Origin of the sequence: Blastococcus mobilis (assembly GCF_900188025.1) — a bacterium.
GTDB lineage: Bacteria > Actinomycetota > Actinomycetes > Mycobacteriales > Geodermatophilaceae > Blastococcus_B > Blastococcus_B mobilis.
The window spans coordinates 58,839-79,824 of sequence record NZ_FZNO01000013.1; the positions used below are offsets into that span (position 1 = coordinate 58,839).

Consider the following 20,986-nt stretch of genomic DNA (forward strand, 5'->3'; position numbering starts at 1 on the left):
CGAGGTCACATGGCCAGCGTCGGGACCAGGCGGAGGGCGTCCTCGTAGAGGCCGGCATCGACCTGGACCTCGTACTCGTCGGCCTCCAGGCCGCTGACGCTGGAGAAGTCACGCACCCCGCGGGTGGCCCAGTGCGCGATGAAGCCGGCGACCGCACCGAAGGCGGCGCCGAGCAGGACGGTGGTCAGGACGACGCCGATCCAGGCAGGTCCGACGGCGAAGAGGCCGAACAGCAGGCCGACGAAGAGGCCGAACCACGCACCGCTGCCCGCGCCGTAGAGAGCAGCGCGCCCCTTGGTCATCCTCCCGGTCACCGTCTCGACGGTGCGGATCCCGTTGCCGACGATCCGCATCCGCTCCACGGGGAACTTGGCGTCCGCGAGCCGGTCGACGAGGTGCTGCGCCCCCGCGTAGCTCGGGAAGCGGGCGAGGGTGAGCAGGCGCCTCTGGGCGGTGGGGGTGGCGGGCGTGCTGGGGGTGGCGGCGCTCGTGGCGGATTCAGCGGTGGTCATGGCGACTCCTTCCACAGATGTACTCAGCCAACCCGGTTGGTTGGTCTACTCTAACTAACGTGACCGGGACCGGGGATGTTCCCCACGTCGGGGAGAGCCTTCAGATCGCGCTCAACCGGATCCTTCGATGGGCAAGCCGCCCGGCGGTGAGCACGGCGCTCGCCGGCCCGTCCGCCGTCGGCCTCTCCCCCACCGACCTGTGGCTGCTCGACGGCATCACCCGGCACGGTCCGCTGCGCGCCAGTGACATCGCCGCGTGGCAGGGGGTCGACAAATCCACGATGACCGCGCAGCTGCGCCGCCTCTCGGCCCGTGGCCTCGTCGCCCGCGAGACCGACCCGGCCGACGGACGCGCGGCCCTGGTGCGGGCCACAGAGGAAGGGTGGCGGCTCCACGCCGCTGTCACCAGCAACGGTGCGAAGGTCCTCGACGCACTGCTCGCCGAGTGGGACCCCGCCGACCGGCAGGAGCTCGCCCGCCTGCTCACCCGTCTGGCCGACAGCACGGGGCGGCCGCTGCAGCGCCGATGACTTCGGCGGCCCTGGTCGGTCATCCTGACGGGGCGGCCCGTCCCGACGTGGAGAGGAGCACGCGAGGCGGCAGGTCGTCGTGCACACGTCGGTGTCGCTTGACGGCTTCTTCGAGGGGCCCGGACCGGGAGCTCGACCGCACCTGGTCGACGACGAACTGCACGGCCACGACAACGAGTAACTGGCATCGATGAGCGCGTTCCTCAAGGGCCGGACCACCTACGAGCTGATGGCCGAGTTCAGGCCCACGACCGACCGGGACGCCGACAGCACCGGGCCGACGAAGGAGTTCACTCGAACTCGCCGGGTCACTCCGGCGGCTCGACTCGATCCACGAGTACCGGCTCTACATCCACCCGGTCCTGCTCGGCCGCGGGCAGCCGCTCTTCGGCCCCGCGGACACCCAGCGGGAACTCCGGCTGGTCGAGACCCGCACGTTCGGCAACGGCGTCGTCCTGCTCCGCCACGAGCGCCCCGCGGACGGCCACGTCATACCTGGCGACATCGACGGTGGCGGACCTGGAGGCGAACCATCGCGATCCTGATCGACCGGGACGCTCCGGCGCGATCGATCCGTCCTCCGTCAGGCCCCCATGACCTCTGCTTAGGGTGGGCGGGCCTTAGTCGTCACCTGGAGGTCGTCCGTGGTCCCTGTCGAGGGGCGAAGGGGAGGTCGACGGGACCTCCTGCAGCAGATCCTCCGGTTCGCCGCCGTAGGTGTCGTCGGCGCGGCCGTGGATCTCAGCACGTACTTGCTGGCGCTCCATCTGGGGCTCGCGTTCTACGCAGCACGGGCGCTCAGCTTCATCTGCGGCACGGGCACGGCATACGTCCTCAACCGCAGGTGGGCCTTCCGTGTGGAGGGCAGCGCCCGCCGGGCGGCGGGTTTCGTGCTGCTCTACGGCACGACGTTCCTCGTGATCATGGGGGTGAACACCGTCGCCCTCGCCGTACTCCCTCACCACTGGTGGACGGTGACGTTGGCCTGGGCACTGTCGCAGGGGTTCGGGACCCTCTGCAATTTTGTGATGCTGCGCCTGGTCGTCTTCCGTACGTGACCGCCGGCCGAGTGCCGGGCCAGAGCTCAGCCGGCGACCCGCTCCCGGCAGCCGGAATCCAGGGCCCGCACGGCCGTCGCCAACACGGCGACGACGTCCCGCCCGAAGGCGACGTCGCACGGGTGCACGCCACCGGTCAGGGCCGCAGCGGTGAGCTCGTCGACGGCCGTGCCGAACGCCTCGACCGGCGACCCGGTGTCGGGCAGGAGGACGAGCCGGCCGGCGTCCCCGTGCACGAAGAACTCGATGCCCTCCGACATCGGCGCCACCGTGTGCGACAGAGTCACCGTGGACGCGACCCCGGACTCGTGCGTGAGCACCAGGTGCACCGTGTCGCGGAGCCCGGCGCCGGCCTGCACGGAGACGACCGGGCCGAGCGCGGGCACCAGCACGGACAGCGCGTGCGGGCCGATGTCCCAGAGCGCGCCGCGTTCCTGTCGCCAGGGAGAGGCGGCGAACGGCGTCCCGGCCAGCGACGACAGCCACGACCCGGCACCCCCGGCCAGCTGGGTCCGCGCCGACTGGGCCAGCCAGGTCGACGTCGCCGCCTGGAACCGGAAGGTGAAGAACACGACCGATGCGACGCCGGCGTTCCGGACGGTGGCCAGCACGCGGTCGGCGGCAGCGACGTCGAAGGCGATCGGCTTCTCCAGCAGGAGGTGCTTGCCCGCCGCGGCGGCCCGCTCGGCCAAGGGCGCCTGCACGTGGGGTGGCAGCGCGATCGCCACGGCGTCCACCAGGTCCAGCAGCTCGCCGACGTCAGCGAAGCCCGGGACGTCGAACTCCGCGCCGACCGCCTTCGCCTTCGCGACGTTCCGCCCCCAGACCCCGACGAGCTCGGCGGAGGGGTGCGCCGCCAGCGCGGACGCGTGGACGTCCTTCGCCCAGGTGCCCGTGCCCAGGACGCCGAAGCGCATGGTCAGACGGCGCCGAACTGGCGGTCGCCGGCGTCGCCCAGCCCGGGGACGATGTAGGCCTTGTCGTTGAGTCCCTCGTCGACGCTAGCGGTGAAGACCCGCAGCGGCAGCCCGCTCTCCTCCAGCCGCTCGATGCCCTCCGGGGCGGCCAGCGCGCAGAGCACGGTGATCGACGTGGCGCCGCGGGCGGTGAGCAGCCCGCAGCAGTGCACCAGGGAGCCGCCGGTGGCCAGCATCGGGTCGAGCACGAACACCTGGCGGTCGACCAGCGACTCCGGCAGCGAGGCCATGTACGCCTCCGGCTGGAAGGTCTCCTCGTTGCGGGCCAGGCCGACGAAGCCCATCTGCGACTCGGGCAGCATGCCGTGGGCGGTGTCGGCCATCCCGAGACCCGCGCGCAGCACGGGCACGATCAGCGGCGGGGCGGCCAGCCGGTACCCTGTGGTGTCGGTGACCGGGGTCCGGATCGGCTCCTCGGCGATCGCCAGGTCGCGGGTGGCCTCGTAGACCAGCATCTGGGTGAGCTCGCGGAGGGCGGCCCGGAACATGGCGTTGTCCGTCCGTTCGTCACGCATCCTGGTCAGACGGGCGCGGGCCAACGGGTGGTCGACGACGGTGAGCTGCACGCGCGACACCGTATCGGCCCGCCGTCGTCGCCTGACCGGGAGCGACCTCGGATCACGGTCGACGCTGCTCAGATCAGGAGTGGAGGGGCGAAGGATCTCGGTGTCGTCCGGGCGGTAGGTGCGCCATCGAGAACGCCACAGGCGCCCTCGCACACCGGCCTCCGCCGCCTCCCTCCGTCGTCCTGCTCGTGTCGGGTGAGGCGGGACGGGGTCACTGGCGGGGCGGGGGACAATGATCGGCATGACCCACGTGCTCGACCCCGACGCGCTGCCCGATGACGCGCGCGCGTTGATGGCGCCGCTGCCGCCGTACGACGACGTCACGCGCTCCGACTCGGCCTTCCGGGCCTTCCTCCACGGCCTCCCGGGCGTCGACCAGGTCGGCGCCGAGGCCCGCGTCGCGATGCTCGGCACCCGGTCCATCAAGACCACGGCCAAGGCCTGGGCGATCGACACGGCGATCTCGATGGTCGACCTCACCACCCTCGAGGGCGCCGACACGCCTGGCAAGGTCCGCTCCCTGGCCGCCAAGGCCCGCCGTCCCGACCCCGGCGACCCGACCTGCCCGCAGGTCGCTGCCGTCTGCGTCTACGGCGACCTCGCCGGCGTGGCCCGCGAGGCGCTGGGCGACAGCGGCATCCACGTGGCCGCCGTGGCCACCGCCTTCCCCAGTGGGCGGGCCAGCCGCGCGGTCAAGATCGCCGACGTGAAGGACGCCGTGGCCAACGGCGCCGACGAGATCGACATGGTCATCGACCGCGGCGCGTTCCTCGCCGGCCGTTACCTCGACGTCTACGAGGAGATCGTCGCCGTCAAGGAGGCGTGTGCGCGTCCAGGGGGGCGAGCCCCCGCGCACCTCAAGGTCATCCTGGAGACCGGCGAGCTGGTCACCCTCGACAACGTCCGCCGCGCCTCGTGGATCGCGATGCTCGCCGGCGGCGACTTCATCAAGACCTCCACCGGCAAGGTCTCCCCGGCGGCGACCCTGCCGGTCTCGCTCGTGATGCTCGAGGCGGTCCGCGACTTCCGCGCCGCCACCGGCCGCCAGATCGGCTTCAAGCCCGCCGGCGGCATCCGGACGACCAAGGACGCGATCAAGCACCTGGTGCTGATCAACGAGACCGTCGGCCCGGACTGGCTGGACCCCGACTGGTTCCGCTTCGGCGCCTCCAGCCTGCTCAACGACCTCCTCCTGCAGCGCCAGAAGCTGCGCACCGGCCACTACTCCGGCCCCGACTACGTGACGGTGGACTGACTCCCCCATGACCAGCCTGTTCGAGTACGCCCCGGCACCCGAGTCGCGGTCGATCGTCGACATCGCGCCGTCCTACGGCCTGTTCATCGACGGTGAGTTCGTCGACGGCACCGGGGAGTCCTTCAAGAGCGTCAACCCGGCAACCGAGGAGGTCCTCACCGAGGTCTCCGCAGGCAGCGGGGCCGACGTCGACCGCGCCGTGGCCGCCGCTCGTCGGGCGTTCACCCGCGTCTGGGGCCCGATGCGCCCGGCCGACCGCGGCAAGTACCTCTTCCGCATCGCCCGGCTGCTGCAGGAGCGGGCCCGCGAGTTCGCCGTCCTGGAGTCGCTGGACAACGGCAAGCCGATCCGGGAGTCCCGCGACGTGGACGTCCCCCTGGCCGCAGCGCACTTCTTCTACCACGCGGGCTGGGCCGACAAGCTCGACCACGCGGGCCTCGGCCCGGGCCCACGACCGCTCGGCGTAGCCGGTCAGGTCATCCCGTGGAACTTCCCGCTGCTGATGCTGGCGTGGAAGGTCGCCCCGGCGCTGGCCACCGGCAACACCGTCGTCCTCAAGCCCGCCGAGACCACCCCGCTCACCGCCCTGCTGTTCGCCGAGGTCTGCCAGCAGGCCGACCTCCCGCCGGGCGTGGTGAACATCGTGACCGGCGCCGGTGACACCGGCCGGGCCGTCGTCGAGCACGGCGACGTCGACAAGGTGGCGTTCACCGGCTCCACGGAGGTCGGCAAGTCGATCGCCCGGGCCGTCGCCGGCACCCGCAAGTCGCTGACGTTGGAACTCGGCGGCAAGGCGGCCAACATCGTCTTCGACGACGCCCCCATCGACCAGGCCGTCGAGGGCATCGTCCAGGGCATCTTCTTCAACCAGGGGCACGTCTGCTGCGCGGGCTCCCGGCTCCTGGTGCAGGAGTCGGTGCACGACGAGGCCATCGCGTCGCTCCAACGCCGGATCGGCACCCTCCGTGTGGGCGATCCGCTGGACAAGAACACCGACATCGGCGCCATCAACTCCGCCGAGCAGCTGGCCCGCATCCGCGAGCTGTCCGACGTCGGCGAGGCAGAGGGCGCGCAGCGCTGGCAGCCCGCCTGCGACCTGCCCGACCGCGGGTTCTGGTACCCGCCGACGGTCTTCACCGACGTCTCCCCCGCGCACCGGATCGCCCGCGAGGAGGTCTTCGGGCCCGTGCTGAGCGTCCTCACCTTCCGCACCCCTGACGAAGCCGTCGCGAAGGCGAACAACAGCACCTACGGACTGTCGGCCGGCATCTGGACGGAGAAGGGGTCGCGGATCCTCAAGATCGCGAACCAGCTGCGGGCCGGCGTCGTCTGGGCCAACACGTTCAACAAGTTCGACCCGACGTCGCCCTTCGGCGGCTACAAGCAGTCCGGCTACGGCCGCGAGGGCGGCCGGCACGGGCTGACGGGATACCTGAAGGGTGCGACCCACTCATGAACGAGCGTGCGAGTTCAGGCAGGAACACAGCAGTCCCGCGAACGCGGACGACGAGCGCCAGCGAGGAGGCCAAGTGAGTGACCGTCTGGCCGTTCGCAAGACCTACAAGCTCTACGTCAACGGCGCCTTCCCCCGCTCGGAGTCCGGCCGCACGTACGAGGTCACGGACACGCGGGGGCACTTCCTCGCCAACGCCGCCCGGGCCTCGCGCAAGGACGCCCGGGACGCCGTCGTCGCCGCCCGCGCCGCCTTCCCGAAGTGGTCGGCCATGACCGCCTACAACCGCGGCCAGGTGCTCTACCGGGTGGCCGAGGTGATGGAGGGCCGTCACGCCCAGTTCTGCGAGGAGGTGGCCGCCGGCGAGGGCCTGTCGACGTCGAAGGCACGCGCCGCCGTCGACGCCGCCATCGACCGCTGGGTCTGGTACGCCGGCTGGACCGACAAGCTGGCCGCCGTCCTGGGCGGGGCCAACCCCGTCGCCGGCCCCTACTTCGACTTCTCGATGCCCGAGCCGACCGGCGTCGTCGCCGTCCTGGCCCCGCAGCAGTCCTCGCTGCTCGGCCTGGTCAGCGTGCTCGCCCCGGTGCTCGCCGGTGGCAACACCGCCGTCGTCGTCACCTCCCGGGAACGCCCGCTGCCGGCGGTCACGCTGGCCGAGGTGCTCGCGACCAGCGACGTCCCGGGGGGCACGGTGAACCTGCTGACCGGTGACGCCGAGGAGCTGGGCACGTGGCTCGCCGAGCACGCCGACGTGGACGCCATCGACCTCACCGGCGCCCCCGCCGGCCGGGCCATGGAGTTCGAGCGCGAGGCGGCCGGCACGGTCAAGCGCGTGGTGCGCCCGACTGCTGCGGAGCCGGACTGGACGGCGGACCCGGGCCTGTCCCGGATGACGCCGTTCCTCGAGACCAAGACCGTCTGGCATCCGATAGGCGTGTGAGGCCCCGTCCCGGGTCCCATCCTGAGCCTGCGAGGGGTCGGGACGGCTCCGGCCAGGGCACCGCCGCGAGCCTGCGAGTGGTGGGGTGGCCGGGGTCCTTCTGGAGGTCCTTCTCCTGGCATCCGATCGGGCTGTGAACGGCCTCGTCCCGCGACCGGCCCCCTGCAGACGCCGGCCCCTGCAGGGCCCGCCGCGAGCTTGCGAGTGGCGGGGGGCAGGGGGTCCTTTCCCCGAAGGGGCGAAGGACGGGTGTCCGTCATCTGGCAGGGTGTCACCGTGGCCAGGCCCAGCATCGTCCCGATCGCACTCACCCTCGACGACCGCACCGGCTACACGCTGTGGGCGCCTCCGTGGGAGGAGGACGGCGAGGAGTGGCAGGCGTTCCTCGGGACCACCGAGGACGACGCCGAAGCCGGGAGCACGGCGAAGGTCCATCTCTTCCCGACCCCCGCGGCGCTCGCGGTGTTCTGCCGCACCAGCACCGACCACGACCTCGCCGACCACCCGGTCTGGCCGGTCGTGGTCGGGCTGGGCGCCGAGGACCTGACGCCCGACGACGACCACCGCTTCGACCTCGACGGCGTCTACGACATCGCGGCGGAGGACCCCGACCGCTGGGCGGTCGAGGAGCTCGCCGCCACCATCGACATCGTCACCCGCCTCGCCGAGTGCCTCGACACCAGCGGCGTCGACGAGGACGACGAGGACGACGACGGGAGCCAGTTCGAGGCGGTCGCCGAGCTGGCCGCGAAGCCCGAGATCGGCTCCCTCGGCCTCGGTGTGGACGCCTTCGTCGGCCGCTCCGGCGAGGACGCCTGGCTCGGCGTGGGTAGCGTGCTCGACGACCTCTGGGAGGACGTCGTCGAGGAGCTCAACGAGCACTTCGACTGGACCGGTGCCGGCTCGGCCACCCTCGAGGACTACCCCCCGGCCTCGGAGACAGAGGACGCCGACGCCGACGACCTCCCCGACGGCCCGACCGATCACGAGGTCCCCGTGGGCGACGACGAGCCGGCCGGCTCCACCGCCGCACCGGTGCGCACGATCGCCCGCGGCGGCCGGATCAGCGCGTCACCGGACGAGGTCGCGGCCGCCGGCGCTTTCTGGGAGTCGGTGGGCATCCTGCCCGTCGAGATCGTCGTCCCCGGGGGCGCCGGGGTGACCCTGCGCTGCTACGTAGAGGACGTCGCCCGCTTCCTCGGCCGCGACGGCGAGGTCTTCCTCTTCGCCACCCCGGCCGACCTGGCGCGTTTCTGCCGGGGCACCGAGAACCACGACCTGATGGAGATCGCGTCGTGGCCCGAGGTGGCCGACACCGACGTCCCGCCCCTGCCGGCCGACCAGGACCGCTACGACCTCACGGAGCTGTCGGAGGTGCTCTCCGAGGTGGCCGACGGCGCCGCCGGTCTGGTGGACCACCGGGCCTTCGCCCAGCCCGTGGAGGGCGTGCGCGACCTCACCGAGTACGCCGGGCTGGTCCGCGTGACGGAGCTGCTCGCACCGACGTCGGCACTGGGCCGTGCGGTGGCCCGCGGAGAGACCGACCCGCAGGCACCGCTCCGCCAGGAGGACGCCGCCACGCTTCGCGGGCAGTGGGACGAGGTCGTCACCCAGGTCAGCGGAGCGCTGGTCTTCCGCGACTGACCCGCAAAGCGGCCGGCCCCGGGAGAACCGGGACCGGCCGCGCTCGTCATACGGCCCCGTCCCCCTCGCCGCGAACGTGTGGACGGCGAGGGGGACGGGGTCCTTGTTCAGTTGCCGTAGCGCGACGGGCGGCTGGGCCGTCCGCCGGACCGCGGACCGCGGTCGCCGTACGAGCGCTCACCGGACGACGACCGCTCGCCGTACGAGCGCTCCCCGCCCGACCGCTCGCCGGCCGGTCGGGGCCGGTCGCCGAAGGACCGACGCGGGCCACCGCGGTGACCGCCCGTGGGACGGTCGCCGTCGCGGCGCGGACGCCCACCGGGGCCACCGCCGCCACGACGCATGTCGCGCTGGGTGCGCTCCTTGGGCTCCACCGGGACGCCCTTGGCGACCAGGTCCAGGATCGCGGCGTCGCCCGGACGGATCCGGTCGACGGCCGGGTCGACCTTCGCCGTGCGGAACCGGCGCTTGGCCTGGCCCACCTGGTCGGGCAGCAGGAGTGAGACGACGACACCGGCGGCGCCGGCGCGGGCGGTGCGGCCCGACCGGTGCAGGTAGGTCTTGGCGTCCGTCGGCGGGTCGTAGTGCAGGACCAGCGAGACGTCGTCCACGTGGATGCCACGGGCGGCGACGTCGGTGGCCACCAGGACCGGCGAGCGCGCGTCGGTGAACTCCTCCAGCGCCCGCTTGCGGGCGGACTGGGGCAGACCACCGTGGATGGCCTCGGCCTTGATCCCGGCGGCCTTCAGGTTCTCGGCCAGCCGATCCACGCCCAGCTGGGTGCGGGCGAAGACGATCGTCCGTCCGGGGCGGCCGGCGAGCTCGGTCGCCACGTGCAGCTTGTCACGGAACGCGAGGCTGAAGGCCAGGTGCTCAGCCGGCGGGGCGTCGTCGCCGGCGCGCTTGACCTCGTGCCGCGCCGGGTCCTTGAGGTAGCGGCGGACCAGCGCGTCGACCTCACCGTCCAGCGTGGCCGAGAACAGCAGCCGCTGGGCGTCACGGGCGGTCTGGTCGAGCAGCTCCTTGACGACCGGGAGGAAGCCCAGGTCGGCCATGAAGTCGGCCTCGTCCAGCACGGTGACGACGACCTCCGCGAGGGTGGCCTCGCCCTGGCTGATCAGGTCCTGCAGCCGGCCCGGGGTCGCGATGATGACGTCGACCCCGCGACGCAGCTGCTGGATCTGGCGGTACATGGGCGCGCCGCCGTAGACGGTCGCCAGCTGGACGCCGATGGCCTGACCGAGGGGCGCCAGGTTGTCGTGCACCTGCTGGGCGAGCTCACGGGTCGGCACGAGGACCAGACCGCGCGGAGCCCGGCGGCCGTTGCGGACCTCGGCGCCGATGCGGGCGAGCAGCGGCAGGCCGAAGGCCAGCGTCTTGCCCGATCCGGTGGCCGCCTTCCCGAGCACGTCGCGCCCGGCGAGCGCGTCCGGGAGGGCCGAGGTCTGGATGGCGAACGGGTGGCGGATGCCGCGCCGCTCGAGGGCGGTCACGAGCTGCTGGGGCAGGCCCAGCTGACCGAACGTCGGGCCGGCGGGCTCCGCCGGGGTCGCGACGGTGGTGTTCTCCGTGGTGTTCTGAACAGCGTTCTCGCTCGTGTTCGACTCGAACGAGACAGGGTGGACCAAAGTCATGCGGGGTGGGGCTCCGATACTGCTCGGAGCGCGTCCCGTGAAAGAGGAGGAGCGCCGTCAGGTACCGGCGTCCTCACTTGGCGATCGTCTGCGCCCAAGGATGGAACGCGGGATCTGCACGGATGCGCTCATGCCCAGACGTTCCGTCCGGGAGGATGACCGGCCTTGTGCCGGTGCACCTACCGTAGCAGCGCGGATGCGCGGGTGATTCCCGACATGGGGGTGGCTGCGGTCACCCTCCGTCAGGCCCGGAGAGCCGCGTACCCCGGCTGGACGACGCCCTCGAGCAGCCGCTTCTTCTCCGCGTCGTCGATGAAGGCGCCCGCCAGCGCCCGTTCGGTGACCGTCTGGACGTCCTCCCAGCACCACCCGAACGTGGCTGCGACGTCGGCGATCTCACTGCTGGCCGAGACCCCGCTCATCAGGCGGTTGTCGGTGTTCAGCGTGACGGCGAAGCCGAGCCGGTGCAGCCGGTCCACCGGGTGGTCGGCCAGGGACGGGTAGGCGCCGGTCTGCACGTTGGACGACGGCGCGACCTCCAGCGGCACCTGCTCCTCACGCACCCGCTCGGCCAGCGGCCCCAGGGTCCCGTCGGCCGCCACCTCGTCGGCGATCCGGACCCCGTGGCCCAGCCGCTCGGCGTGCGCGCCGTCCAGGGCGGCACGGATGCTGTCGGTGCCGGCCGCCTCCCCGGCGTGGATGGTGCGGTGGGCGTGGGCGCCGTCGAGGACGCCGATGGCCGAGGGAATCCGGTCCGGCGGGAAGCCGATCTCGGGACCGGCGAGATCGAAGCCGACGACGCCGGCATGCCGGTAGCGGACGACGAGGCCGGCGACCTCGTCCCAGCGGTCGGCCTGCCGCATGGCGCAGAGCAGGGCGCCCACCCTGATCGGGGTGCCGGCCTCGGTGGCCTCCCGGCTGCCCAGGGCGAAGCCGTCCACCATCGCCTCGACGACGGCCTCGATCGGCAGCCCCTGGGCCGTCGACAACTCGGGGGCGAAGCGCACCTCGGCGTAGACCACGCCGTCGGCAGCCAGGTCCAGCGCGCACTCCCGGGCGACCCGGTGGATGGCCTCGGGCTGCTGCATGACGCCGACCGTGTGCGCGAAGGTCTCCAGGTACTGCACCAGCGAGCCGGAGTCGGCCGCCCGCCGGAACCAGGCGGCCAGGCCCTCCGGGTCGGAGGCGGGCAGATTCCGGTAGCCGTGCTCGTCGGCCAGCTCGAGCACCGTCTGCGGGCGCAGGCCGCCGTCCAGGTGGTCATGCAGGAGGACCTTGGGAGCCCGGGCGATCGTCTCGGCAGTCAGTGGGGCAGGCACTAGCGCAAGTTACCTGTCGGGCCGAGTGGCCCCCGGAGGGGTTCGCGCAGGCGCGACGCAACGGCTACTCAGCGCCGCTGGGGGACGGCCGTTGGCCGCGGTGTCGTCCGGTAGGACGACGATGTCATCGCTCGCGGTCCTGCCAGCGGAAGGTGGCCACGCAGAGCAGCAGCCCGGCGATGCACCAGACGCCCAGGACCAGCGCCGTCCGGCCCAGCTCCCAGCTCCCGGCCGGCTCGGAGGCGGCCATCACGTCGGGCAGGAAGACCGAGCGCAGCCCCTGCGCCATCCACTTGAGCGGGAAGAAGGCCGCGACCGTCTGCATCCAGGTCGGGATCTCGCTGAACTGGAAGAACACCCCGGAGATGAACTGCAGCAGCAGGGCGAAAGGGGTCACCGTCGCCGACGCCGACCGGCCGTTCTTGGCCAGGCTCGACAGGGCGATCCCGAGCAGCGTGCAGGCGGCCGCCCCCAGCACCGCAACCCAGGCGAACGTCAGCCAGTCGGTGCCCGACGGCAGCTCGATGCCGTAGAAGACGACGCCGATGAGCAGCAGGACGACGATGATCGCCAGCGTGACGGCGAGGACCTGCACCACCTTGCCGACGAAGTAGGCGCTGCGGGGCATCGGGGTGCCGGCGAGGCTCTTCAGCGTCCCGTCCGAGCGCTCGGTCGCGATGCTGATCGCCATGTTCTGCAGGCTCGCACCGAGGATGCCGGCCGCGATGATCCCGGCCATGAAGTACTGGGTGAACGTGACGCCGTTGCCCAGGTCGTAGTCCAGCACCGCCCCGAAAACGACGAGCAGCAGGACCGGCAGCATCAGCGTGAAGACCACGGACTCGCGCTGCCGGAAGAACTCCTTGAGCTCCACCGAGGCGCGCGAGCGGTAGACGCTCGGCAGGGAGGGCAGCGGCCGCGCGGTCACCGGGGACGTCGTGGTCATCGGGCCTCACCGATCATCTGCAGGTAGACGTCCTCGAGGGTGGGTCGCGCCACCGTCAGGTCGGGGATCTCGCCGGGGAAGCGCGTGGCGAGCTCGTGCAGGAGGGCGGTGGGCGTCGCCGTGGCCTCCGTGCGGCGGGCGCCGTCCTCGGTCCAGCTGACGACGGCGGGGGCCGTCTCCCGGCCACCGAGCAGGGACGGGACCGCGACCTCCACCAGCCGCCCGCGCGTGATCACCCCGACCCGGTCGGCGAGCGCCTCGGCCTCGTCCAGGTAGTGCGTGGTGAGCAGCATCGTCGTGCCCAGCTCCCGCAGGGAACGGATCAGCGACCAGAACTGCCGCCGGGCCTCGGGGTCGAAGCCGGTGGTCGGCTCGTCGAGGAACAGCAGGGTGGGCCGGCCGACGATGCCGAGGGCGACGTCGAGCCGGCGCCGCTGACCGCCGGAGAGCGCCTTGCCCCGGACGCCCGACTTCTCGGTCAGACCGACGAGCTCGAGCACCTCGTCGGGATCCCGCGGGTCGGCGTAGTAGGAGGCCTGGGCGGTCAGCAGCTCCCGCACGGTCAGCTGGCTGTCGCCGGCGCCGGACTGCAGCACGATGCCGAGCTGCGCCTTCCAGGAGCGGGCGCCGTCGGCGGGGTCCTCCCCCAGCACCCGGACCTCGCCGGCGTCCCGCGAGCGGTAGCCCTCGCAGATCTCGACGGTCGTCGTCTTGCCGGCACCGTTCGGTCCGAGCAGGGCGAAGATCTCGCCGCGGCGGATGTCGAGGTCCAGCCCGTCGACGGCGACGAAGTCGCCGTACCGCTTGACCAGGCCACGGATGGAGATCGCCGCGGCGCGGTCCACCGGCTCCCTCCCGGGTCCCGCCGCGAGCTTGCGAGAGGTGGGGAGGAGGGAGTCCTTCTGCACGAGGAGACAGTGTCCCCCTTCGGCCTGGAGATCCCGCGGCCAGGTGGCCGCGGGAGCTCCCACGTCATGCTGTGATGCGGTCCAGGATCAGCGGCAGCGATTGCTCGCCGGTGTCGATGCCGATGGCGCCCTCCAGCGCCTCCAGTGCCCGGGGGATCCGGGTCGCCTCGTCGGTCTGCAGCTCGAGCAGCGGCTGCCCGGCGGTCACGTGCTCCCCCACCCCGGCGGTCCAGACGACGCCGGCCGCGGCCGACACCGGGTCCTCCTTGCGGGCCCGACCGGCGCCGAGACGCCAGGCTGCGACACCGAGGGAGAACGCGTCCAGTCGGGTGAGCGTGCCGGTCGCCGGCGCGGTCACCACGTGGGTCTCGGCCGGCTTCGGCAGCGCCGCGTCGGGGTCACCGTCCTGCGCGGCGATCATCGCCCGCCAGACGTCCATCGCCCGGCCGTCGGCCAGCGCATCGGCGGGGTCGACGTCGTCCCGGCCGACGCCGGCGAGCATCTCCCGGGCCAGTGCGAGGGTGAGCTCCACGACGTCGGCCGGACCACCACCGGCCAGGACCTCGACCGACTCGGCCACCTCGACGGCGTTGCCCGCGGCGCGGCCCAGCGGACGGTCCATCGCCGTCACCAGGGCCACCGTGCGGACCCCGGCCGCCTCACCCAGTCCGACCATCGTGCGGGCCAGCGTGCGGGCGTCGTCGGGGTCGCGCATGAACGCCCCCGAGCCGGTCTTCACGTCCAGTACCAGCGCGTCGGCGCCCTCGGCGATCTTCTTGCTCATGATCGAGCTGGCGATCAGCGGGATCGACTCCACGGTGCCGGTGACGTCGCGGAGCGCGTAGAGCTTCTTGTCCGCCGGCGCCAGGTCGTGACCGGCCGCGCAGATGACCGCGCCGACCTCGCGCAGCTGGCGCAGGTAGGCGTCCTCGTGGACGTCGGCCCGCCAGCCGGGGATGGCCTCCAGCTTGTCCAGCGTGCCGCCGGTGTGCCCGAGGCCCCGGCCCGACAGCTGCGGCACCGCCACACCGCAGGCGGCCACCAGGGGCGCCAGGGGCAGCGTGATCTTGTCGCCCACCCCACCGGTGGAGTGCTTGTCCGCGGTGGGCCGGCCCAGCGACGAGAGGTCCTTGCGCTCGCCGGAGTCGATCATCGCCTGCGTCCAGACGGCCAGCTCGTCCGGGGACATGCCCCGGAAGAACACCGCCATGAGCAGCGCGCTCATCTGCTCGTCGGGAACGGTCCCGTCGGTGTACGCGCCGATGATCCAGCGGATCTGCTCGGGCGACAGCTGCCCGCCGTCCCGCTTGGTGCGGAGGACGTCGATCGCGTCCATCAGGCGTTCCGCTCGGCGGCTGCCACCAGGTCCTCGGGACCGAAGGCGTCCGGCAGGACCTCCCGCATCGGCACGATGCCGAGGGAGACCGTCTCGATGAGCATGTCGGCCCCACCGTGCTCCCAGAGGAGCTGCCGGCAACGGCCGCACGGCATGAGCGGCTGTCCGTCGCCACCGACGCAGGCGACGGCGACCAGCCGGCCGCCCCCGGAGCGGGCGAGGTCGCTGACCAGGCCGCACTCCGCGCACAAGCCCAGGCCGTACGAGGCGTTCTCGACGTTGCAACCGGTCACGATCCGGCCGTCGTCGACCAGCCCGGCCACGCCCACGGGGAACCTCGAGTACGGCGCGTAGGCGTGCGTCATGGCTTCCCTGGCGGCCGCCCGGAGGGCGTCCCAGTCCGGCGTCACTAGTGCTCTCCTCGTCGGAAGACCACGCCGTCGGCCTTGGGCATCCGTAGTCGTTGGGAGGCCAGCGACAGGACCAGCAGCGTGATCAGGTGGGGGGTGAAGGACACGATGCCCTGCGGCAGCACGTCGATGGTCAGGAAGCCCACCAGGGCCGCGACCGCGAACACCGCCGCGACGACGGCGCGCACCAGCTCGCGCTGCACCGCCTGGTAGACGGCCACGGCGGCGAGCAGGACGGCGATCAGCAGCAGCAGGGCCACGACCGCCGGCTTGCTGCGCAGCTGGAGGGCGTCGGCGAAGCCGAAGAGCCCGGCGCCCGCGGCGAGGCCGCCCGGCCGCCAGTTGCCGAAGATGAGGGCCGCCAGACCGATGAAGCCTCGGCCACCGGTCTGGCCCTCCTTGTAGATGTCGGCGAAGACGACGAGGACCACCCCGCCGAGGCCGGCAAGGCCGCCGGAGATCAGCACGGCGACGTACTTCAGCCGGTTGACCGGGATGCCCAGGGAGTCCGCGGCCCAGGGGTTCTCCCCGCAGGAGCGCAGCCGGAGGCCGAACGCCGTCCGCCACAGCATGAGGTAGGACGCCGGGATCAGCAGCACGGCGAGCAGGGTGAGCACCCCGACGCCGCTGGTCAGCCCGCGGAGCACCCCGGCCAGGTCGCTGACGAGGAACCAGTGCCGGGACTCCAGGTCGCCGAGCAGATCCGGCCCCGAGGACAGCACCGGCAGGGACAGCGAGGGCGGGTCGCTGGACATCGGTGGTGACTGCGTCGGCCCCCCGCCGGTGCCCTCGACGTAGAGCAGCTCGGAGAGGAAGCGCACCACGCCGCCGGCCAGGATGTTGATGGCGACACCGGAGACGACGTGGTCGACGCCGAAGGTCACCGTCGCGATGGCGTGCAGCAGGCCACCGACGACCCCGAACGCCACCCCGCCGACCACGGCGGCGGTCCAGCCCCACTGGTATCCGGCCCAGCCGGCTCCCCAGGTGCCCAGGATCATCATGCCCTCGAGGCCGATGTTGACCACACCCGCGCGCTCGGAGAACAGGCCGCCGAGTGCGGCGAGACCGATGGGCACCGCGAGCAGCAGGGCCGTCGAGAAGATCGCGGACGAGGTCAGCTCGTTCTCGCCGGAGATCACCCGGACGAGGGAGAACAGGACGAGCAGGCCGACCACGAACCAGGTGATCCTCCGGGCGCGCCCGCCCCCGGTCAGCAGGTCGGTGATCGGGCCGCGGCTGGGCCTCGTCCCAGGGGCCGTGACCACGCTGCTCATCGCTGGACCTCCTGGCGCACGCCGGTCCGGTCGCCGGTGGTGTCCGGAGGCCCGTCATCCGAGGGTGGGGGGTTCCCCCGACCCGTCGCGCCCGCGCTGCCGCCTCCAGGTGCCACCGGGCGCGCTCCGGCGCGCTCGGCCGAACGGAGGGTCAGCCGACGGGCCACCTCGTTGGCGATGACGACGGCGAGCACGATCGTGCCTTGGATGATCGTCACCACCGAGGAGGGGATGTCGGCGAACTGCAGCGGCAGAGCCGCGCGGTCGAGGAAGGCGAACAGCAGCGCCGCCAGGGCGATGCCGACCGGACTGTTGCGGCCCAGCAGCGCCACCGCGATGCCGAGGAAGCCCAGCCCACCGGTGAACTGGGTGCCGTAGACGTGGGTGCTCCCGAGGAGGTCCGGCATGCCGATCAACCCGGCCACGGCCCCGGACAGCAGCATCGTCTTGAGAACCATCCTGCGGGCGTCGACCCCGCTGGCCGACGCAGCCGACGGGGACAGTCCGCTGGCCCGCAGGTCGAACCCGAAGCGCGTGCGCTTGAGCAGGACGGCCACCGCGATCCCGACGACCACGGCCACGAGCAGGAACCCGTAGAGCTGGCTGCGCGGCTCCGCCAGACCCAGCCCGGTGAGCAGTCCGTTGAGGCCGGGGAACCAGCCGGACTCCGGGATCGGCGTCGTCGTGACGATGGAGGCGCCCTCCTCGCTGCCCCGGAGCGGCCCGGTGAGCAGGTACGACGCCAGCCCGAGGGCGATGAAGTTCAGCATGATCGAGCTGATGACCTCGCTGACCCCGCGGGTCACCTTGAGCACTCCGACGATGCCGGCCCACACCGCGCCGACGACCACCGCCACGGCCACGATCACGAGGACGTGCAGCGGGCCGGGCAGCGCGACAGCGCCTCCGACGGCCGCGGCGAGGATGGCGGCGAGGCGGTACTGGCCCTCCACGCCGATGTTGAACAGGCCCATCCGGAAGGCGATGGACACCGCGAGCCCGGCGAGGAACAGCGGGACCGCCCGGTTGAGGATCACCACGATCGACTGCGTCTGCTGCGACGGGGTGTCGCCGAGGTCGAGCATCACCTCGAGAGCCGTCAGCGGGTTCTCCCCGATCAGGGCGATCACGCCCGCGGAGATGACCAGGGCGACGACGATGGCGAGCACCGGCCCCAGGAGCGCGAGCCCCGTGCGGCGCAGGATCGGGCTCATGCCGCACCCACGGTGTGCGCGCCGGTCATGTAGCCGCCGAGTTCCTCGGGGGTGACGCGTCGGGGATCGACGGTGGCCACCAACCCGCCGCGCAGCATGACGTGCAGGGTGTCGGAGAGGCCGATCAGCTCGTCGAGGTCCGCGGAGACGAGCACGATGCCCATCCCCTCGGCGCGGGCGTCCTTGAGCAGCTCCCAGATGACCGCCTGGGCGCCGACGTCGACGCCTCGGGTCGGGTGCGCGGCGATCAGCAGCCGGGGGCCGGCGCTCATCTCGCGGCCGACGATCAGCTTCTGCTGGTTGCCGCCGGAGAGGGCGACGGCGAGGGTGTCCGGACCCGGGGCGCGGACGTCGTACTGCCGCATGATCCGCTCGGTGTCGGTCCGGGCGCCGCGCCGGTCGATGAACCAGCCCTTGGCCGCCGGTGGCCGCGTCTGGTGGCCGAGGACGCGGTTCTCCCAGAGCGGCGCGTCCAGCAGCATGCCCTGCCGGTGACGGTCCTCGGGGATGAAGCCGATGCCGGCCTCCCGCCGGGCACGCGTGGTCGCGCAGGTGATGTCCTCGTCCCCCAGGGTGATCCGGCCCGCAGCGAGGGGCCGCAGCCCCATGATGGCGTCGACGAGCTCGGCCTGGCCGTTGCCCTCGACGCCGGCGATCCCGACGACCTCGCCCTCGCGGACGGTGAGGTCGACGTCGTTCACGAGCGGGCGACCGACCGGATCGGCCACCGTCACGTCCGTGAGCTGGAGGACGACGGCGTCGCGGACGGTGGACGTACGCGTCTCCGGCGTGGGCAGCTCCGAGCCCACCATCATCTCGGCCAGTTGCTTGACCGACGTCGTCCGGGGATCGGCCTGGCCCACCGTGGTGCCCCGGCGGATCACGGTGATGGAGTCGGCCACCCGGCGCACCTCGTCGAGCTTGTGCGAGATGAAGATGACGGTCAGCCCCTCCCGCTTGAGCTCGTTGAGGTTGCCGAACAGCTCGTCGACCTCCTGGGGCACCAGGACGGCGGTCGGCTCGTCCAGGATGAGCGTCGTCGCGCCGCGGTAGAGGACCTTGGCGATCTCGACCCGCTGGCGGTCGCCCACGCCGAGGTCCTCGACGAGGACGTCGGGCTCCAGGCCCAGGGCGTACTTGTCCGAGAGCTCGCCGATCCGGCGGCGGGCGCCGGCGCGGTCCAGCCGGCCGCCCTTCGTCGGCTCGCTGCCGAGGATGATGTTCTCGAGGACGGTGAAGTTGTCGGCCAGCATGAAGTGCTGGTGGACCATCCCGATGCCGGCCGCGATGGCGTCTGCCGGACTGCGGAAGTGGACCTCGCGCCCGTCGAGCAGGATCTGCCCCTCGTCGGGACGGTGCATCCCGTACAGCGTCTTCATGAGGGTCGACTTGCCGGCTCCGTTCTCGCCGACGATGGCGTGCACCTCACCGCGGCGCACCCGCAGTTCGATGTCACGGTTGGCGACGACGCCGGGGAACCGCTTGGTGATGCCGCGCAGCTCGACTGCCGGCGGCGCAACGCCTGCGGCGCTCGCACCGGCGGACGAGCCCTGGCCCGGTCCGCCGGCCGATGGGGCTGATGTCGCCATGGTGGCCTCTCCCTTGCTGCGCCCCGGCGGGTGTGCGGGGTGCGTCCACTCTGTCCGACCGGCGGCCCGGGATCGACCGTCCCGCCGGTTCATCGTCCGCCCTGTCTCCGACCGGCGCGCCGCATGATCTCGCACGACGGCCGGGCTGCTGACGACCGGGGCGCTCCGGGGGCCGACGGCCGCGGCGGCGGGCCCGGGCGTGGATGCCCGGACCCGCCGCCGCGGGGAAGGTGCTCTCAGTCGGCTCCCGTCACAGGGACGTCGGAACCTCGATCTCGCCGTCGACGATCTGCTGCCGGTACTGGTCGAGGTCGCCCTTGATGTCGGTGATGAACCCACCCGAGTCGGACAGGCCGACGCCCTCGGTCGACAGGTCGTTGAGCACGTCGGTCGCCCCCTCGACGTTGCCGTCGACGTAGTCGCTGATGAACGCCTGCACGGCGTTGTCGACCCGCTTGAGCATCGAGGTCATGATCACGGCCTGCAGGGCCGGGTCCTCGACCGTCTGGTACTGGTCGGAGTCGACACCGATCGCGCGGCCGCCGGAGGCAGCAGCGGCCTGGAAGACACCCGTGCCCGAGCCGCCGGCCGCGTGGTAGACGATGTCCGCGCCGGCGTCGAACATGCTCTGCGCGACGATCTGGCCCTTCGCCGGGTCGCTGAACCCGGAGAAGTCACCCGCCGGGGAGATGTACTGGCTGTTGATGACGATGTCGGGCTTGGCCGCGCGTGCCCCGGCCTCGAAGCCGGCCTGGAACTTCTCGATCAGCGGGCTCTCGACGCCCCCGACGAAGCCGACCTGGCCGGTCTCGCTCTTGAGGGCAGCGGCCACACCGGCGAGGAAGGAACCCTCCTCCTCGGCGAAGACGAGACCGGTGACGTTGTCACCCTTGGCGCCGTCGGCGTTCGAACCGTCGACCTGGGCGAAGACGGTGTCCGGGAACTGCGGGGCCACCTCACCCAGGACCTCGTCGTAGGCGAAGCCGACGGCGATGACCGGGTTGTAGCCCTGCTCGGCCAGGTTGGAGAGCAGCTCGGCGCGGTTGGAGCCGTCCTCGTTGGGGCTGACCTCCTGCACCTCGCCACCGAACTCGTCGATGGCGGCCTCGGCCCCGGCGTAGGCCGAGTCGTTGAAGGACTTGTCGCCACGCCCGGCCTCGTCGTACGCGAGGCCGATCTTGAGGTCCCCGCTGGCGCCGCCGTTCCCGGTGGCGGTGTCGCCGCCCTCCTCGTCGCTGGCACAGGCCGCGAGGGCCAGGCTGCCGGCCAGCAGCAGTGCCGCGGCCTTCGTCATCCGCGCTCGGCGCAAGACGATCTCCTCTCTGGGGGGACGCACCGGTCGTGTCGGGGGGCGTCCCGGTGGGTTTCTTCGATCCTGCGGCGCCCGCCCGTCATAGGTGGAACGCGAGAACACA

The 20,986-nt window shown here is 72.4% G+C and carries 20 protein-coding genes; 7 read left to right on the forward strand and 13 right to left on the reverse strand.

Annotated elements, in window-relative coordinates:
* Positions 1–5: 5 nt before the first annotated feature.
* On the reverse strand, positions 6–512 hold the full coding sequence (locus tag CHB94_RS13015; RefSeq protein WP_176445546.1) for a YflT domain-containing protein: 507 nt from the start codon (positions 510–512) through the stop codon (positions 6–8).
* Between the two features lie 59 nt (positions 513–571).
* On the opposite strand from CHB94_RS13015, the gene CHB94_RS13020 reads away from it, so the two are divergent.
* From CHB94_RS13020 to CHB94_RS13030, 3 genes are all read left to right on the forward strand, one after another.
* A complete protein-coding gene (locus CHB94_RS13020) occupies positions 572–1,042 on the forward strand; it encodes a MarR family winged helix-turn-helix transcriptional regulator (protein WP_176445547.1) in 471 nt (156 codons plus the stop codon).
* Between the two features lie 350 nt (positions 1,043–1,392).
* Entirely contained in the window at positions 1,393–1,587 is a 195-nt protein-coding gene (locus tag CHB94_RS26745; protein WP_368073861.1) for a hypothetical protein, read from the forward strand.
* A gap of 99 nt (positions 1,588–1,686) precedes the next feature.
* Positions 1,687–2,100: a GtrA family protein gene (locus tag CHB94_RS13030; protein ID WP_089336997.1), complete on the forward strand. Its 414-nt coding sequence runs from the start codon at positions 1,687–1,689 to the stop codon at positions 2,098–2,100.
* A gap of 26 nt (positions 2,101–2,126) precedes the next feature.
* Here the strand turns inward: CHB94_RS13030 and CHB94_RS13035 are convergent, their stop codons facing one another.
* Both CHB94_RS13035 and upp read right to left on the reverse strand, forming a co-directional pair.
* On the reverse strand, positions 2,127–3,017 hold the full coding sequence (locus tag CHB94_RS13035) for a Gfo/Idh/MocA family protein (protein ID WP_089336998.1): 891 nt from the start codon (positions 3,015–3,017) through the stop codon (positions 2,127–2,129).
* A gap of 2 nt (positions 3,018–3,019) precedes the next feature.
* Positions 3,020–3,643: a uracil phosphoribosyltransferase gene (upp, locus tag CHB94_RS13040; RefSeq protein WP_089337057.1), complete on the reverse strand. Its 624-nt coding sequence runs from the start codon at positions 3,641–3,643 to the stop codon at positions 3,020–3,022.
* 241 nt (positions 3,644–3,884) lie between these two features.
* On the opposite strand from upp, the gene deoC reads away from it, so the two are divergent.
* From deoC to CHB94_RS13060, 4 genes are all read left to right on the forward strand, one after another.
* On the forward strand, positions 3,885–4,898 hold the full coding sequence (gene deoC / locus CHB94_RS13045) for a deoxyribose-phosphate aldolase (protein WP_217899293.1): 1,014 nt from the start codon (positions 3,885–3,887) through the stop codon (positions 4,896–4,898).
* Positions 4,899–4,905: 7 nt separating this feature from the next.
* A complete protein-coding gene (locus CHB94_RS13050) occupies positions 4,906–6,354 on the forward strand; it encodes an aldehyde dehydrogenase family protein (RefSeq protein ID WP_217899294.1) in 1,449 nt (482 codons plus the stop codon).
* A gap of 73 nt (positions 6,355–6,427) precedes the next feature.
* Positions 6,428–7,294, forward strand: a complete 867-nt coding sequence (locus CHB94_RS13055) for an aldehyde dehydrogenase family protein (RefSeq protein ID WP_089336999.1) — start codon at positions 6,428–6,430, stop codon at positions 7,292–7,294.
* Between the two features lie 276 nt (positions 7,295–7,570).
* Positions 7,571–8,938: a SatS C-terminal domain-containing protein gene (locus CHB94_RS13060; protein WP_089337060.1), complete on the forward strand. Its 1,368-nt coding sequence runs from the start codon at positions 7,571–7,573 to the stop codon at positions 8,936–8,938.
* Positions 8,939–9,045: 107 nt separating this feature from the next.
* Here CHB94_RS13060 and CHB94_RS13065 read toward each other — a convergent pair whose 3' ends face one another.
* The 10 genes from CHB94_RS13065 to CHB94_RS13110 form a co-directional block, all read right to left on the reverse strand.
* A complete protein-coding gene (locus CHB94_RS13065; protein WP_089337000.1) occupies positions 9,046–10,572 on the reverse strand; it encodes a DEAD/DEAH box helicase in 1,527 nt (508 codons plus the stop codon).
* A 242-nt stretch (positions 10,573–10,814) separates the two neighbouring features.
* The gene (locus tag CHB94_RS13070) at positions 10,815–11,891 is read right to left on the reverse strand and encodes an adenosine deaminase (protein WP_089337001.1); all 1,077 of its coding nucleotides are present in this window, start codon (positions 11,889–11,891) and stop codon (positions 10,815–10,817) included.
* Between the two features lie 124 nt (positions 11,892–12,015).
* Positions 12,016–12,837 (reverse strand): ABC transporter permease, encoded by an 822-nt coding sequence (locus tag CHB94_RS13075; RefSeq protein WP_089337002.1) that lies wholly within the window; start codon positions 12,835–12,837, stop codon positions 12,016–12,018.
* Positions 12,834–13,745: an ABC transporter ATP-binding protein gene (locus tag CHB94_RS13080; RefSeq protein WP_217899295.1), complete on the reverse strand. Its 912-nt coding sequence runs from the start codon at positions 13,743–13,745 to the stop codon at positions 12,834–12,836. Before CHB94_RS13080 ends, CHB94_RS13075 begins: the two co-directional genes overlap by 4 nt.
* A 64-nt stretch (positions 13,746–13,809) precedes the next feature.
* Entirely contained in the window at positions 13,810–15,081 is a 1,272-nt protein-coding gene (locus CHB94_RS13085; RefSeq protein WP_089337004.1) for a thymidine phosphorylase, read from the reverse strand.
* Positions 15,081–15,491 (reverse strand): cytidine deaminase, encoded by a 411-nt coding sequence (locus CHB94_RS13090; protein WP_089337005.1) that lies wholly within the window; start codon positions 15,489–15,491, stop codon positions 15,081–15,083. Before CHB94_RS13090 ends, CHB94_RS13085 begins: the two co-directional genes overlap by 1 nt.
* On the reverse strand, positions 15,491–16,768 hold the full coding sequence (locus tag CHB94_RS13095) for an ABC transporter permease (protein ID WP_089337006.1): 1,278 nt from the start codon (positions 16,766–16,768) through the stop codon (positions 15,491–15,493). The genes CHB94_RS13090 and CHB94_RS13095 overlap by 1 nt, the downstream gene beginning before the upstream one ends.
* Entirely contained in the window at positions 16,765–17,982 is a 1,218-nt protein-coding gene (locus tag CHB94_RS13100; protein ID WP_089337007.1) for an ABC transporter permease, read from the reverse strand. Before CHB94_RS13100 ends, CHB94_RS13095 begins: the two co-directional genes overlap by 4 nt.
* A complete protein-coding gene (locus CHB94_RS13105; protein WP_089337008.1) occupies positions 17,979–19,571 on the reverse strand; it encodes an ABC transporter ATP-binding protein in 1,593 nt (530 codons plus the stop codon). The genes CHB94_RS13100 and CHB94_RS13105 overlap by 4 nt, the downstream gene beginning before the upstream one ends.
* A 250-nt stretch (positions 19,572–19,821) precedes the next feature.
* Positions 19,822–20,880 (reverse strand): BMP family lipoprotein, encoded by a 1,059-nt coding sequence (locus CHB94_RS13110; protein WP_254920618.1) that lies wholly within the window; start codon positions 20,878–20,880, stop codon positions 19,822–19,824.
* Positions 20,881–20,986 lie beyond the last annotated feature (106 nt).

What these genes read in the sequence shown, in the direction of transcription:
- CHB94_RS13095 (WP_089337006.1), bottom strand. Translation starts at nt 16,768, where the DNA reads ATGAGCAGCGTGGTCACGGCCCCTGGGACGAGGCCCAGCCGCGGCCCG.
- deoC (WP_217899293.1), top strand. Translation starts at nt 3,885, where the DNA reads ATGACCCACGTGCTCGACCCCGACGCGCTGCCCGATGACGCGCGCGCG.
- CHB94_RS13085 (WP_089337004.1), bottom strand. Translation starts at nt 15,081, where the DNA reads ATGGACGCGATCGACGTCCTCCGCACCAAGCGGGACGGCGGGCAGCTG.
- CHB94_RS13050 (WP_217899294.1), top strand. Translation starts at nt 4,906, where the DNA reads ATGACCAGCCTGTTCGAGTACGCCCCGGCACCCGAGTCGCGGTCGATC.
- CHB94_RS13015 (WP_176445546.1), bottom strand. Translation starts at nt 512, where the DNA reads ATGACCACCGCTGAATCCGCCACGAGCGCCGCCACCCCCAGCACGCCC.
- CHB94_RS13105 (WP_089337008.1), bottom strand. Translation starts at nt 19,571, where the DNA reads ATGGCGACATCAGCCCCATCGGCCGGCGGACCGGGCCAGGGCTCGTCC.
- CHB94_RS13035 (WP_089336998.1), bottom strand. Translation starts at nt 3,017, where the DNA reads ATGCGCTTCGGCGTCCTGGGCACGGGCACCTGGGCGAAGGACGTCCAC.
- CHB94_RS13100 (WP_089337007.1), bottom strand. Translation starts at nt 17,982, where the DNA reads ATGAGCCCGATCCTGCGCCGCACGGGGCTCGCGCTCCTGGGGCCGGTG.
- CHB94_RS13075 (WP_089337002.1), bottom strand. Translation starts at nt 12,837, where the DNA reads ATGACCACGACGTCCCCGGTGACCGCGCGGCCGCTGCCCTCCCTGCCG.
- CHB94_RS13065 (WP_089337000.1), bottom strand. Translation starts at nt 10,572, where the DNA reads ATGACTTTGGTCCACCCTGTCTCGTTCGAGTCGAACACGAGCGAGAAC.